The organism is Thiohalobacter sp. COW1 (genome assembly GCF_016629505.1).
GTDB lineage: Bacteria > Pseudomonadota > Gammaproteobacteria > Thiohalobacterales > Thiohalobacteraceae > Thiohalobacter > Thiohalobacter thiocyanaticus_A.
Map to the genome: position 1 here is coordinate 346,077 of NZ_AP024239.1, position 13,764 is coordinate 359,840.

Genomic DNA, 13,764 nt, shown 5'->3' on the forward strand with positions numbered 1-13,764 from the left:
GCACCAGGTCGAATATCAATATCGGGGGAGTCGTTCATGATCAAACTCACTGTCAACGGAGAGCCGCGCTCACTGGATGTCGATCCCGACATGCCGCTGCTGTGGGCGCTGCGCGACGAACTGGGCCTGACCGGCACCAAGTACGGCTGCGGCATTGCCCGCTGCGGCGCCTGCTACGTGCACATGGACGGCCACACCCTGCCGTCCTGCGTGACCCCGGTGAGCGCGGCCGAGGGCAAGGCCATCACCACCATCGAGGGGGTGGATTCCGACACGGCACGCGCGGTGCGTGCGGCCTGGGCCGAACTGAACGTGGTCCAGTGCGGCTATTGCCAGTCCGGCCAGATTATGAGCGCCATCGATCTGCTGAACGGCAATGCCGAACCGGACGACGCCGCCATCAACGCCGCCATGCAGGGCAATCTGTGCCGCTGCAACACCTACGCCCGCATCCGTCAGGCGATCAAGCAGGCGGCCGCCTCACTCCGGGCGCAGGGAGGTGAGGCATGAACGCACCCTTCAGCCTGACCCGCCGCCAGTTCCTGGTCCGCAGCCTGTCCACCGGCGCCGGGCTGACCCTGGCCCTGTACCTGCCCGGCTGCGGCCGCGAGCCCGAAGCTGATACGGGCACCGCCGGTCCCGGTCAGGCCGGGGCGCGGGTCGCCCCCGAGGCCGAATTCGAGCCCAACGCCTTCGTTCGCATCCTGCCTGACGACCGCGTCGAGGTGGTGATCAAGCACCTGGAGATGGGGCAGGGCACCTTCACCGGGCTGGCCACCCTGGTGGCCGAGGAACTCGACGCCGACTGGTCGCAGATCGTGCCGGTGCCGGCGCCGGCCGATCCGGAGCGCTACAACAATCTGAACTGGGGCAAACTGCAGGGCACCGGCGGCAGTACCGCCATCGCCAACGCCTACACCCAGATGCGCCAGGCCGGCGCCACGGCGCGCCATATGCTGGTGCAGGCCGCCGCGGCCGAATGGGGCGTGCCGGCCAGTGAGATCCGGGTCAGCAAGGGTGAGCTCAGCCATCCCGACAGCGGCCGCACGGCCCGCTTCGGCGAACTGGCCGCGGCCGCGGCCGCGCAGCCGGTACCGGAGGAGGTCCTGCTCAAGGAGCCCGGAGAATTCACTCTGATCGGGACCTTCCTGCCGCGACTGGACAACGCGGCCAAGCTCGACGGCAGCGCCGTCTATACCCAGGATATCCAACTGCCCGGCATGCGCGTGGCGGTGGTGGCGCATCCGCCGCGCTTCGGGGCCAGGGTCAAGGCCTACGACGCTGCGGCGGCGAAGCAGGTGAAGGGTGTCACCGAAGTGGTCGGGATCCCGACCGGCGTGGCCGTCCTCGCCGATAATACCTGGAGCGCCATCAAGGGTCGTGAAGCACTCAAGGTGGAGTGGGACGAATCCGCTGCCTTTCGCATGAGCAGTCGTGAGATCCTGGACGACTACCGGGGCAGGGCGCAGGGACCCGCGGCGGTCGCGCGCAGCGAGGGTGATGCCGCCGCCGCGCTGGAGCGCGCCTCCACCCGCCTGACCGCGGCCATGCACATGCCCTATCTGGCCCACGCCGCCATGGAGCCGCTCAACTGCGTGATGCAACTCACCGAGGACGGCTGCGAGATCTGGAACGGCGAGCAGTTCCAGACCGTCGACCAGCAGAACGTGGCGCAGGTGCTGGGCCTGGAGCCGGGACAGGTGAAGATCAACATGCTCTATGCCGGCGGCTCCTTCGGCCGGCGCGCCAATCCGCATTCGGACTACCTGGTGGAGACGGCGCATATTGTGAAATCCGCCTCGGGCAAGGCCCCGGTGAAACTGGTCTGGACCCGCGAGGACGATATGCTCGGCGGCTACTACCGGCCGTTCTACTACCATGAGCTCGAGGCCGGTCTGGACGGCGAGGGCATGCCGGTCGCCTGGCGTCACCGCATCGTGGGACAGTCCATCATGACCGGGACCGTCATGGAGGGCGGCATGGTCAGGGACGGGGTGGACGCCACCTCGGTGGAGGGCGCGGCCAATCTGCCCTATGCCATTCCCAATCTCGAGGTGGACCTGGTCACCACCGAGTTGCCGGTCACGGTGCAGTGGTGGCGCTCGGTAGGCTCGACCCACACCGCCTTCGCCGTCGAGACCTTCATCGACCGACTGGCCCGCGCCGCCGGCCGCGATCCGGTCGACTACCGCCGCGGGCTGCTCAAGGACCATCCGCGTCACCTCGGCGTGCTGGAACTGGCCGCACAGAAGGCCGGCTGGGGTAGGCCGCTGCCGGAGGGCAGGGCACGCGGGGTGGCGGTGCACGAGTCCTTCAACTCCTACGTGGCCGAGGTGGCCGAGGTCAGCATCGGCGACAACGGACGCATCAATGTGGAGCGGGTGGTGATTGCCCTGGACTGCGGCGTGGCGGTCAATCCCGACAATATCCGTGCCCAGATGGAAGGCGGCATGGCCTTCGGCCTGGCCGCGGCCCTGATGAGCGAGATCACGCTGGAGGACGGGCAGGTGGTGCAGTCCAATTTCGACGGCTACGAGGTGCTGGGGATCGACCGCATGCCCGTGGTCGAGGTGCATATCGTGCCCTCGACCGAGCCGCCCACCGGTGTGGGCGAGCCGGCCACGCCGGTGATCGCACCGGCGGTGGCCAACGCCCTGAGCGTACTCACCGGGCAGGACTTCGACCGGCTGCCACTGCAGCTGGCGGTCTGATCGAGGTTATGAACGGATCTCGCGTCTGCAGCGACGATTACGGGCTCCTGACGACTGCCCGCGACTGGCTGGCCGCCGGCCGCCAGCCCGCGCTGGTCACGGTGCTGAAGACCTGGGGCTCTTCGCCGCGTCCGCCCGGCTCGCTGCTGGTCATGTGCCGCGATGGCAGTCATGCCGGCTCGGTCTCCGGCGGCTGCGTGGAGGAGGATCTGCTGGCGCGCTACCGGTCCGGCGAACTGGGCGAGCTGCCTACCCGCATCGACTATGGCGTCAACCGCGAGGAGGCGACGCGTTTCGGTCTGCCCTGCGGCGGGCGGCTGGAACTGCTGGTCGAGGCGCTGACCGATACCGCCGAGCTGGATGCGCTGCTCGCGGCCATGGACGGCCACCGGCTGCTGGCGCGCGAAGTCGATCCGGCCAGCGGCAGGGTGCAGCTGCGGCCGGCCGGCCCGGAGCCGACCTTTGCCTGCGGCGAGTCGAGTGTCATCCGGGTGTTCGGACCGGCCTGGCGCATGCTGTTGATCGGGGCCGGGCATCTTTCCCAGTACGTTTCGCGCCTGGCGCTGATGCTGGATTTCGACGTCATCGTCTGCGATCCCCGGGAGGAGTACGCACGTGACTGGCAGGTGCCCGGCACCCGGCTGGTCACCCTGATGCCCGACGATGCCGTCGCCGCCCATACCGGCCATTCGCGCAGCATCGTGCTGGCCCTGACCCATGACCCCAAGCTGGACGATATGGCGCTGCTGGACGCACTGGCCTCCGATGCCTTCTACGTCGGCGCCATCGGCTCGCACCGCAACTGCGAACTGCGCCGGCAACGGCTGCGCGACCTGGGGGTGCCGGAGACGCAGCTGCAGCGTCTGCACGCCCCGGTCGGCCTGCCCATCGGCAGCCACACCCCGCCTGAGATCGCCGTCGCCATCCTGGCCGAGATCACCGCCCTGCGTAATGCCGCGGCGCCCGCCGCCGGCGTGCACCGCATCAGCGCCGCATGAGCCGCCCCGTGGGTATCCTGCTGGCGGCTGGACAGAGTCGCCGCTTCGGCAGCGACAAGCTGCTGCAGCCATTGCCGGACGGCACCCCGCTGGCCCTGGCCGCGGCTGAAAACCTGCGCCTGGCGCTGCCTGAAACCGTCGCCGTGGTGGCAAAGGCTGATGCCGCCGTGGCCGGGCTGCTGCGCGCTGCCGGCATACCGGTGGTGGTCAATCCCGGGGCCGAGGCGGGCATGGGGACCAGCATTGCCTGCGGCGTGCGGGCCCGGGATTCGGCGGCGGGCTGGGTGATCGCCCTGGCGGACATGCCGTTCATCCGGCCGGAGACCATTGCCGCCATCGCGGCCACGCTTGTAGACGAACATGTGATCGGGGCGCCTGCGTACGCGGGAAAACGGGGCCATCCGGTGGGCTTCGGCGCGGCGTATCGCGACGCATTGCTCAAGCTCGACGGCGATGTCGGCGCGCGCGGGATCGTGCAGGCGCATGCGCATCGGCTCCGCCGGGTGCCGACGGACGATCCCGGCGTCCTGCGTGACATTGACCGCCCGGAGGATTTTCAGAACCTTCATCGATGGCGTAGGTCGGGTTAGCCTGCAAGGCGTAACCCGACGTCTACCCCGCGTGTCGGGTTACGCTGCGCTAACCCGACCTACGGCTGCCCCGACCTACTCCGGCAGCAGCAGTTCCGGCACCCCGGCCGAGCGGGTGCCTGGTTTGGGCGGGTTGTCGGCGGCGCGGAAGGTGAATACCACCGAGTACTTGGTGCGGTCGCTGTAGTTGCGGGTGGCGGCGTGCAGGGTACGGGCGTGGAAGAACAGCACGTCGCCCGGCTCCAGCAGGGCGATCTGCTGCTGCGCGATCAGCGTGCGGTTCTCTTCCAGGTCCTCGCGGAAGAATTCCTGTTCATCGTAACGTTCACGCGGCAGTTCCAGCCGGTGGCTGCCGGGGATCAGCCGCATGCAGCCGTTGTCTTCGCGCTCCGGCCCCAGCGCCAGCCAGGCGTTGACCAGGTCGGGACGGGTGAAATTCCAGTAACGGGTGTCCTGGTGCCAGCCGGTATCGGAACTGAACTGCGGCTGCTTGGTCATGATGCAGTTGTGGTGGGCCAGCGGCACGATCAGCGCAGGGCCGAGCAGCTGACGCACCCGGTTGAGCAGGGGCGGGTGGGTGAGCCACTCGCTGAAGGCCCAGTCGCGCGACTGCGCGCGCAGCAGACGGCGGACGGTGCGCCCGCCGGCCTGCTCGCGCGAGGTGGGGGCGCCCGGGTAGTGCAGATCGGCCTCGTATTCGAGCGGCGGCACCTGGGCGGCCAGCTGGGCCTCGGCGACCTCGAGCAGCCGCTGCATCAGGGCCGGCGGTGCCAGGTTGCGGACGATGACGTAGCCGTCACGGGAAAAACCGGCCTGTTCCCCGGTGCTGAAGGCGGCGGTCTGCTGGGCGGTATCGGGCATGGCGGCGGGTATCGGTCCGGGTCGCTGACAATCTCCCGGGCAGCGTGCCCGGACCGCCCATTTTATCCTATTGCGGGCCGAGGATTACAGAGCAAGTAGGATGGGTGAAGGCGCGCGGCGCCGCAACCCATTATCCAGCTGGCGATGGGTTGCGCTGTGCTTCACCCATCCTGCTCGCTATTGCGGGCCGCGGGCTCAGCCGTTGCCGGCCTGGCGGGTGACGTCGACGTAGAGGGTCAGTACCTGGCCCGGCTGCAGGTAGCGGCGGCGGTCCAGATCGTTCCACTGCTCCAGGTCGCGGATGCTGACCTTGAAGCGCTGCGAGATGCGCGCCAGCGAATCCCCCTGGCGGACCCGGTAGCGCACCCGCTGCAGGGCGATATTGGGATTGGCGGCTGCCGGCGTCTGGGTCCAGACCACCAGTTTCTGCCCTACCCGCAGGGTATCGGTCGGGGCCATGCTGTTCCAGCCGGCCAGTTCCCTCACCCCCACCTTGTAGCGCCGCGCCAGATCCCAGAAGCTGTCGCCCGCGCGCACCACATGCACCTGCCTGTTGCCGGCACGCTTGCGGTTCTGCAGCGCCAGTTTGCGCTGGCCGGCCGACAGGCTGTAGCGCTCCAGCGACTCCCGGGCAGTGGGAATGAGCAGGTGATCCCCCTGGCGGATGCGGTGATCACGCAGCTGGTTGACCTCCTGCAGCAGCGCCACGGTGGTGTGATACTGACTGGCCAGACCGATCAGGGTGTCGCCGGCCGCGACCCGGTGGCGTTGCCACTGTACCCGCTGAGCCTCGGGCAGTTCGGCCAGCGCCTGGCTGAATCTGGCAGATGCGCCGTGCGGCAGCACCAGCCGGTGCGGCCCGTCGGGCGGGGTGGCCCAGCGGTTGAAACCGGGATTGAGCCGGTAGAGGGTCTCCAGCGGCAGCCCGGCCAGTTCGGCGGCCAGCGCCAGGTCCAGCTGGCCGCCGGTCTCGACCAGTTCCAGGCGCTGGTCCGGGTCCAGCGGCGGCAGTTCCAGGCCGTAGTCCGCGGGATGGGTGAAGACCTCGCGCAGCGCCAGCAGCTTGGGCACGTACTTTTCCGTCTCCCGCGGCAGATCCAGGGACCAGAAATCGGTGGCCCGGTTGCGCGCCCGGTTGCGTCGCTGGGCCTTGAGTACGTTACCCTCACCGGCATTGTAGGCGGCCAGGGACAGCAGCCAGTCGCCGTCGAAGCGTGCGTGGTTGGCCTGCAGGTAGGCCAGCGCGGCGTCGGTGGCGGCGACCCAGTCCCGGCGGCCGTCATACCACCAGTTCTGTTCCAGCCCGAAGCGCCGGCCGGTGGCCGGGATAAACTGCCACAGGCCGGCGGCGCGGCCGTGGGAGTAGGCAAAGGGATTGAACCCGCTTTCCACGATGGGCAGCAGGGCGATCTCGGTGGGGACCCCGGCCTGTTCGATGCGGTCCAGGATCCAGGGCAGGTAGGGTTCGGCCCGCTCTACCACCCGGCTGAGGTAATGCGGGTGACGCTTGAACCACTGCAGATGCAGCTGGACCCGGCGGTCGTCGAGACGGGTGGGCAGGGTGAAACCGGCACGCAGCCGGGTCCAGAGATCCGGCGGCGGGGCCGGTTCGATGCGGGCCTCGGGTGCGGCCGGGGTCGGCGGTGTCGTCTTCGTCTCGGGTTCGGGGGTGGCGGTCGGGTGTTCAGCGACGGCCGGGGCCGCGTCCCCGGCGCGGGGCTGCGCGTCACGCACCCACGGGGTCTGGCAGGCAGCCAGGGCCAGGGCGAGGAGGGTGCACAGTACTAGGTTGTATTTTGGGATCATGCGCGCGAATCCTGACAGCGGGCCGGGGTGAAATCAAGCAAACCTGTCTCACGCTCGCAGGCCCGCTTCGGTTATGATGCAAGCCCATGCGGCGGTTGAAAAAACAATCCGACAGCGTCAAATGTCCGATGCCGGTCTTCCCCGGCTTGCAAGAATGGTACCGGACCCCGCTCGGCCAGGCCCTGGAACAGGTCGAACTGACCGCGGTACGGGACTGTCTGACGACCCTGTTCGGCTATCACCTGTTGAGCGTGGCGCCGCCCTGGCAGGCGGATCCCCTGGACAGCAGCCGGGTGCAGCACCGGGTGGTGCAGACGCCGGAGGCCATCCCGGGCCGCACCGGACTGGTGAGCGCCAATGATGTCTGGCCGGTCAGCAGCGACAGCCTGGATGTCATCCTGCTGCCGCATGTGCTGGAGTTTGCCGCCGAGCCGCACCAGATCCTGCGCGAGGCCGAACGCTGTCTGATCCCGGAAGGGCACCTGGTCATCGTGGGATTCAATCCCTGGGGGATCTGGGGCGGGCGCAGCCTGCTGACCCGCTGGCGCGGTCGGCTGCCCTGGTGCGGGCGTTTCCTGGGGGTGGCCCGGCTGCGCGACTGGCTGGCGCTGCTGGGATTCGACACCCTGGCGGTGCAGCCGCTGCTGTACCGCCTGCCGGTCAACCATGCCGGCTTGCTGGAACGGACCCGTTTTCTCGATCAGCTGGAGGCGGTCAATCACATCCCCGGCAATGCCGGATTCCTGCTGCTGGCCCGCAAACGGGTGGTGGGCATGACGCCCATCCGACCGCGCTGGCGGCCGCGACGCAGGTTTCTCTCCCCCGGTGTGATCGAACCCACCCGCCGAGGCTGACACGAAAAGTTCATGACCAGCGACAACACTACAGTCGAGATCTACACCGACGGCGCCTGCCGCGGCAATCCCGGTCCCGGCGGCTGGGGCGCGGTGCTGCGCTACGGCGGCCACGAACGCGAACTCTACGGTGGCGAGCTCCATACCACCAACAACCGCATGGAGTTGCTGGCCGCCATCCGGGCGCTGGAGGCGCTCAAACGCCCCTGCCGGGTGCAGCTGACCACCGATTCGCAGTATGTGCGCAAGGGCATTACCGAGTGGCTGCCGAACTGGAAGCGCAAACACTGGAAAACCGCGGCCGGCAAACCGGTGAAGAACGCCGATCTGTGGCGCGAACTGGATGAACTGGCGGCCCGACATCAGGTAGACTGGCACTGGGTGCGCGGCCATACCGGCCACCCCGAGAACGAACGTGCCGACCAGCTGGCCAACCGCGGCATCGACGAACTGGCGGACTGACTTGACGATGGTGAGATTAACGCCGAGGACGCAAAGGCGCAGAGGTTCTGAAACTTCTATTTTCTTCGCGTCCCTGTGCCTCTGCGACCTTCCGTTATTGCCGGAACAGTCAGGCGCATGCACACCACGGTACCTGGCCGCCATGAATGAAGCGAGGGGAAGGGCATAATGCGGCAGATCGTACTGGACACCGAAACCACCGGCCTGGAGCCCAGCCAGGGGCACCGGATCATCGAGATCGGCTGTGTGGAACTGGTCAACCGGCGCCACACCCGCCGCAGCTTCCACCAGTACCTGCAGCCGGACCGCGAGATCGACGAGGGCGCGATCGAGGTCCATGGCATCACCAACGAGTTCCTCACCGACAAACCGCGCTTTGCCGACGTGGCAGAGGATTTCCTGAAGTTCATCAGCGGGGCGGAACTGGTGATCCACAACGCCCCCTTCGACGTCGGCTTCATCAACCACGAACTGTCGCTGTTGGGCGGAGGGCAGGGCCGGCTGGAGGATCACTGCACGGTACTGGATACCCTGGAACTGGCGCGGCGGCTGCATCCGGGGCAGAAGAACAACCTGGATGCCCTGTGCCGGCGCTACGAGGTGGACAACTCCAACCGCGAACTGCACGGAGCGCTGCTCGACGCCGAGATCCTGGCCGACGTCTATCTGCACATGACCGGCGGCCAGACCAGCCTCACCCTGGAAGGCCGGGAGGCGGAGCAGGCCGGGCAGGGCGGGGCTCAGGCCATTCGCCGGCTGGCGGCGGAGCGCCCGCCGCTGCCGGTACTGCGGGCCAGCACGACCGAGTGCGAGGCCCACAGGCGTTATCTGGAGACGCTGGCCGCCGCCGGCAGCTGCGCCTGGCTGGAACTGGAATCCCTCCCGGGCGACAGCTGACGCCTCCTCCCGGTTACAGAATCTGCGGCGACGGGCCGATACCCGGCGGGAGCCGGTTGTGTCGGTCGAGAGAATAAAACTCAGTACAATCAAGGGGTATATCAGGATGATGAAGCTGGAACAGGCCCGGATCGCGGTCGTCGGACTGGGCTATGTGGGGCTGCCGCTGGCGGTCGAGTTCGGCCGGCGCTATGACACCCTGGGCTTCGATATCAATGCCGGGCGCATCGCCGAGCTGCGCCGGGGCCATGACAGCACGCTGGAAGTCAGCGACGAGGAACTGCGCCAGGCAGCCCGGCTGCGCTACACCGACGACGCCGGCGAACTCGCCGATGCCAATGTCTATATCGCCACCGTGCCCACCCCGATCGACGACGCCAAGCGTCCGGACCTGCGGCCGCTGGAAGGCGCCAGCCGCACCATCGGTCGCGCGCTGAAGCCGGGCGATGTCGCCATCTTCGAGTCCACCGTCTACCCGGGGGCGACCGAGGAGGTCTGCGTGCCGATCATGGAGGCCGAGTCCGGACTGAAGTTCAACCGGGACTTCTTCGTCGGCTACAGCCCCGAGCGCATCAATCCGGGCGACAAGGAGCATCGCGTCACCACCATCCTCAAGGTCACCTCGGGCTCGACCCCGGAGACGGCCGAGTTCGTCGATGCGCTGTACCGTTCCGTGATCACGGCCGGCACCCACAAGGCCAGCAGCATCCGGGTGGCCGAGGCCGCCAAGGTGATCGAGAACACCCAGCGCGACGTCAACATCGCCCTGGTCAACGAACTGGCCCTGATCTTCAACCGCCTCGGCATCGACACCGAGGAGGTGCTCAAGGCCGCCGGCACCAAGTGGAACTTCCTGCCCTTCCGCCCCGGCCTGGTCGGCGGCCACTGCATCGGCGTGGATCCCTATTATCTGACCCACAAGGCGCAGCAGATCGGCTATCACCCCAGCATGATCCTGGCCGGGCGGCGGGTGAACGACGGCATGGGCGCCTTTGTGGCCGAGCAGGTCATCAAGCTGATGACCAAGAAGCGCATCCACGTTTCAGATGCCAACATCCTGATCATGGGGCTGACCTTCAAGGAGAACTGCCCGGATCTGCGCAACACCCGGGTGGTGGATGTGGTCGCGGAGTTCAGGGATTACCATCCGCGCGTGGACGTCTACGATCCCTGGGTCGATCCCGATGAGGCGCGCGAGGAATACGGCATCGAGGTCATCCCCGAGCCTGAACCCGGCAGCTACGACGCCATTATTCTGGCCGTGGCGCATCGCCAGTTCGTGGAGATGGGTGCCGAGCGCATCCGCGCCCTGGGCAAACCCGGCGCGGTGCTGTTCGACGTGAAATACGTGCTGCCGCCGGAGATGGTGGACGGGCGGCTCTAGCGATTTTCAACGCAGAGTCGCACAGACGCAGAGGATGCAAGGCTTTTTGTAGTAATGATGCTTTGCGTCCCCCGCGTCTCTGCGACTCTGCGTTGGGGTTTTATCTTGTTCATGTATCAGCCGAGATTTCGCAAGGGAGAGAATAATGAAGGTTCTGATCACGGGTTCGGCGGGATTCATCGGCTCCACACTGGCGCTGCGGCTGCTCGAGCGCGGCGACGAGGTCATCGGCATCGACAATCTCAACGACTATTACGATGTCAGCCTCAAGCAGGCGCGGCTGGACCGCACCCTCGGCCACTCCGGCTACACCGATGTGCGCATCGACCTGGAGGACCGGGAGGGCATCGCCCGGGTGTTCGAGCAGCACCGGCCGCAGCGGGTGGTCAATCTGGCCGCTCAGGCCGGCGTGCGCTATTCGATCGAGAACCCGCTCGCCTATGTCGACACCAACCTGGTCGGCTTCGCCAACATCCTGGAGGGCTGCCGCCACAACGGGGTCGAGCACCTGGTCTATGCCTCGAGCAGTTCGGTTTACGGGGCCAATACCAAGATGCCCTTCTCGGTGCACGACAATGTGGATCATCCGGTCAGCCTGTACGCCGCCTCCAAGAAGGCCAACGAGCTGATGGCGCATACCTACAGCCACCTGTACCGGATCCCGACCACGGGGCTGCGCTTCTTCACCGTCTACGGCCCCTGGGGGCGGCCGGACATGGCGCTGTTCAAGTTCACCCGCAGCATCCTGGCCGGCGAACCCATCGACGTGTTCAATTACGGCAAGCATCGGCGCGATTTCACCTACATCGACGACATCGTCGAGGGTGTGATCCGCACCCTGGACCGGGTGCCCGAGCCCAACCCCGAGTGGAGCGGCGACGCGCCGGACTCGGCCTCCTCGACCGCCCCTTACCGGCTGTACAACATCGGCAACAATCAGCCGGTGGAACTGCTGCACTACATCAAGGTGCTGGAGGACTGCCTGGGCCGCAAGGCGGAGATGAACATGCTGCCGCTGCAGCCCGGTGACGTGCCGGATACCTACGCCGACGTCCAGGACCTGATCCGCGATGTCGGCTACAAGCCCGCCACCACCGTGGAGGAGGGGGTGGCGCGTTTCGTGGACTGGTACCGGGATTTCTACAGGGTCTGAGCACAGGGGAGGCTTGCAGTGGTGCCGTCTCTGCAGTCGCTGCTGCAGCACCCCGGGTTCGCCGAGGGCAGGTACTGGCACCGGGCCGACTATCCGGCCAACCACTGTCTGTTCCGGGCCGGGGATCCGGGCGATGAAGTCTATGTGCTGCTCAGCGGGCGGGTGCGCGTCACCGGTGACGTCAGCCTGGACGATGAGCGCCATATTCGTCCCGGGGTGTGCGACCTCGGGCCGGGCGCGGTGTTCGGCGAACTGGCGCTGTTCGATGCCGGCCCGCGTTCGGCCAGCGTGACCACGCTGGAACCGGTGGAACTGGCCGTGCTCGACGGGGTGGAACTGCTGCGCTTCTTCGATGCCCATCCGGATATAGGTTATCCGGTGCTGCGCGAGATCATCGAGATGCTGGTGGGGCGGCTGCGGCTGACCAACGACAAGGTCTGGTCGCTGCTGGCCTGGGGGCTGAAGGTGCATTCCATCGATCGGCTGCTGTAGTCCGCATTGGCGGTCAATTTTCATTCCCGGCCGCCGATAGCCACAATATAGTCCAGACTATAAGGAAGCCGCCTCCGGGAAGCGGCTTGTACCGAGGTGACAATCCCGGCGGAGTGCCCCGCATTCCGCCATGGAACGGCATAATGGCAACGATCAGGATATTCCGCCACTACATCCCCACCGCCTTTCTCTATCTGGCGGTGCTCGAGGGTGTGTTCTTCTTTCTCGCCTTCGAATGGGCCGTGGCCATCCGCTTCTGGGAGTCCGATCCGGCCACCGTGGCCAGCGTCCAGCCGGTCTGGCCCAAGGCGATCGTGTTCTCCCTGACGCTGGTACTCAGCATGGCCGGGATGGGACTGTACGAGCGGCGCACCCGGGACGGCTTCGAGGGCCTGCTGCTGCGCGCCATGGCCAGTTTCGCGCTGAGCCTGGTGCCGCTGGCGGTGATCTTCTACCTGGCGCCGGAACTGTTCCTCGGCCGCGGGGCACTGGCCATCGCCTATTCCATCAGCCTGCTCGGGCTGGTCCTGACCCGCGGCCTGTTCCTGCGCCTGGGTGACCAGCCCATGCTCAAGCGGCGGGTGCTGGTGCTGGGTACGGGCAGAAAGGCCGCCCTGATCACCCGCTACCGGCGCAGCAGCGACATGCGGGAACTGCATCTGGTCGGGTTTGCCCGCATGGGCGATGCCGAGGAGCAGGTCGATCCCGAACGCATCCTCGAAATCGACAGCCCGCTGGCAGAATATGTCACCGATCATGATATCGACGAAATCGTGGTGGCGGTGGACGACCGTCGCCGCGGCCTGCCTGTGGACGAGATCCTGGACTGCAAGATGAGCGGCGTCGACGTGGTCGACCTGCTGAGTTTCTTCGAGCGCGAACTGGGCAAGATCAAACTCGATGTGCTGGACCCGAGTTGGATGTTCCTCTCGGACGGGTTCCGGGGCGGGGCGGTGCGTGCTTATCTCAAGCGCCTGTTCGATCTCACGCTGGCCCTGGTGCTGCTGCCGCTGCTGCTGCCGTTCATGCTGGTGGTGGCCATCGCCGTGTTCGTCGAGGGCGGTTTCCGCGGGCCGATCCTGTACCGTCAGGTGCGGGTCGGGGAAAACGGCCGTCCCTTCCGGATCGTGAAGTTCCGCAGCATGCGCACGGATGCCGAAAAGGACGGCGCCCAATGGGCCAGCCGCAACGATGCCCGGGTGACGCGCGTGGGCGGGATCATACGCAAGGTGCGTCTGGACGAACTGCCGCAGATCTTCAATGTGCTCCGGGGCAACATGAGTTTCGTCGGGCCGCGTCCGGAACGGCCCGAGTTCGTGGAGCAGCTGGCCGAGAAGATCCTGTATTACAACGAGCGTCACCGGGTCAAACCGGGACTGACCGGCTGGGCACAGGTCTGCTACCAATACGGCTCTTCGGAAGAGGACGCCTTCGAGAAGCTGCAGTACGATCTGTACTATGTGAAGAACTACAGCCTGCTGCTGGATCTGATGATACTGGTGCAGACCGTGGAGGTTGTTCTGATGGGCAAAGGGGCCCACTGAAGCCCCGGCGCT

General features: G+C 66.9%; 13 protein-coding genes. 11 read left to right on the forward strand and 2 right to left on the reverse strand.

Annotated elements, in window-relative coordinates; translation table 11 throughout:
* Window positions 1-36 precede the first annotated feature (36 nt).
* The 4 genes from COW1_RS01545 to COW1_RS01560 are packed head-to-tail and all read left to right on the forward strand — an operon-like array spanning window position 37 to window position 4,299.
* A complete protein-coding gene (locus tag COW1_RS01545) occupies window positions 37-510 on the forward strand; it encodes a (2Fe-2S)-binding protein (RefSeq protein ID WP_201345222.1) in 474 nt (157 codons plus the stop codon).
* Window positions 507-2,711 (forward strand): xanthine dehydrogenase family protein molybdopterin-binding subunit, encoded by a 2,205-nt coding sequence (locus COW1_RS01550; protein ID WP_201345223.1) that lies wholly within the window; start codon window positions 507-509, stop codon window positions 2,709-2,711. Before COW1_RS01545 ends, COW1_RS01550 begins: the two co-directional genes overlap by 4 nt.
* A gap of 8 nt (window positions 2,712-2,719) precedes the next feature.
* Window positions 2,720-3,709 (forward strand): XdhC family protein, encoded by a 990-nt coding sequence (locus COW1_RS01555; protein WP_201345224.1) that lies wholly within the window; start codon window positions 2,720-2,722, stop codon window positions 3,707-3,709.
* Entirely contained in the window at window positions 3,706-4,299 is a 594-nt protein-coding gene (locus COW1_RS01560) for an NTP transferase domain-containing protein (protein ID WP_201345225.1), read from the forward strand. Before COW1_RS01555 ends, COW1_RS01560 begins: the two co-directional genes overlap by 4 nt.
* Window positions 4,300-4,374: 75 nt before the next feature.
* Here COW1_RS01560 and COW1_RS01565 read toward each other — a convergent pair whose 3' ends face one another.
* The gene (locus COW1_RS01565; protein ID WP_096366790.1) at window positions 4,375-5,160 is read right to left on the reverse strand and encodes a phytanoyl-CoA dioxygenase family protein; all 786 of its coding nucleotides are present in this window, start codon (window positions 5,158-5,160) and stop codon (window positions 4,375-4,377) included.
* A 195-nt stretch (window positions 5,161-5,355) separates the two neighbouring features.
* A complete protein-coding gene (locus COW1_RS01570) occupies window positions 5,356-6,966 on the reverse strand; it encodes a LysM peptidoglycan-binding domain-containing protein (protein ID WP_096366789.1) in 1,611 nt (536 codons plus the stop codon).
* A gap of 146 nt (window positions 6,967-7,112) precedes the next feature.
* Between COW1_RS01570 and COW1_RS01575 the strand changes: the two genes are divergently transcribed.
* From COW1_RS01575 to COW1_RS01605, 7 genes are all read left to right on the forward strand, one after another.
* Window positions 7,113-7,820 (forward strand): methyltransferase domain-containing protein, encoded by a 708-nt coding sequence (locus COW1_RS01575; RefSeq protein WP_157745645.1) that lies wholly within the window; start codon window positions 7,113-7,115, stop codon window positions 7,818-7,820.
* Between the two features lie 12 nt (window positions 7,821-7,832).
* Complete coding sequence (rnhA, locus tag COW1_RS01580) at window positions 7,833-8,282, forward strand: ribonuclease HI (protein ID WP_096366787.1); 450 nt, start codon at window positions 7,833-7,835, stop codon at window positions 8,280-8,282.
* Window positions 8,283-8,450: 168 nt separating this feature from the next.
* Entirely contained in the window at window positions 8,451-9,179 is a 729-nt protein-coding gene (gene dnaQ / locus COW1_RS01585) for a DNA polymerase III subunit epsilon (RefSeq protein ID WP_201345226.1), read from the forward strand.
* Window positions 9,180-9,288: 109 nt separating this feature from the next.
* Entirely contained in the window at window positions 9,289-10,563 is a 1,275-nt protein-coding gene (tviB, locus tag COW1_RS01590) for a Vi polysaccharide biosynthesis UDP-N-acetylglucosamine C-6 dehydrogenase TviB (protein ID WP_370590895.1), read from the forward strand.
* 145 nt (window positions 10,564-10,708) lie between these two features.
* A complete protein-coding gene (locus tag COW1_RS01595) occupies window positions 10,709-11,716 on the forward strand; it encodes an NAD-dependent epimerase (RefSeq protein WP_096366785.1) in 1,008 nt (335 codons plus the stop codon).
* Between the two features lie 18 nt (window positions 11,717-11,734).
* Window positions 11,735-12,208, forward strand: a complete 474-nt coding sequence (locus COW1_RS01600; protein WP_096366784.1) for a cyclic nucleotide-binding domain-containing protein — start codon at window positions 11,735-11,737, stop codon at window positions 12,206-12,208.
* 143 nt (window positions 12,209-12,351) lie between these two features.
* On the forward strand, window positions 12,352-13,752 hold the full coding sequence (locus COW1_RS01605) for a TIGR03013 family XrtA/PEP-CTERM system glycosyltransferase (protein WP_201345228.1): 1,401 nt from the start codon (window positions 12,352-12,354) through the stop codon (window positions 13,750-13,752).
* The last annotated feature ends 12 nt before the right edge of the window (window positions 13,753-13,764 follow it).

Coding starts and splice junctions, on each gene's coding strand:
- COW1_RS01555 (WP_201345224.1), top strand. CDS start 2,720: ATGAACGGATCTCGCGTCTGCAGCGACGATTACGGGCTCCTGACGACT.
- rnhA (WP_096366787.1), top strand. CDS start 7,833: ATGACCAGCGACAACACTACAGTCGAGATCTACACCGACGGCGCCTGC.
- tviB (WP_370590895.1), top strand. CDS start 9,289: ATGAAGCTGGAACAGGCCCGGATCGCGGTCGTCGGACTGGGCTATGTG.
- COW1_RS01550 (WP_201345223.1), top strand. CDS start 507: ATGAACGCACCCTTCAGCCTGACCCGCCGCCAGTTCCTGGTCCGCAGC.
- COW1_RS01560 (WP_201345225.1), top strand. CDS start 3,706: ATGAGCCGCCCCGTGGGTATCCTGCTGGCGGCTGGACAGAGTCGCCGC.
- dnaQ (WP_201345226.1), top strand. CDS start 8,451: ATGCGGCAGATCGTACTGGACACCGAAACCACCGGCCTGGAGCCCAGC.
- COW1_RS01570 (WP_096366789.1), bottom strand. CDS start 6,966: ATGATCCCAAAATACAACCTAGTACTGTGCACCCTCCTCGCCCTGGCC.
- COW1_RS01565 (WP_096366790.1), bottom strand. CDS start 5,160: ATGCCCGATACCGCCCAGCAGACCGCCGCCTTCAGCACCGGGGAACAG.
- COW1_RS01595 (WP_096366785.1), top strand. CDS start 10,709: ATGAAGGTTCTGATCACGGGTTCGGCGGGATTCATCGGCTCCACACTG.
- COW1_RS01605 (WP_201345228.1), top strand. CDS start 12,352: ATGGCAACGATCAGGATATTCCGCCACTACATCCCCACCGCCTTTCTC.
- COW1_RS01545 (WP_201345222.1), top strand. CDS start 37: ATGATCAAACTCACTGTCAACGGAGAGCCGCGCTCACTGGATGTCGAT.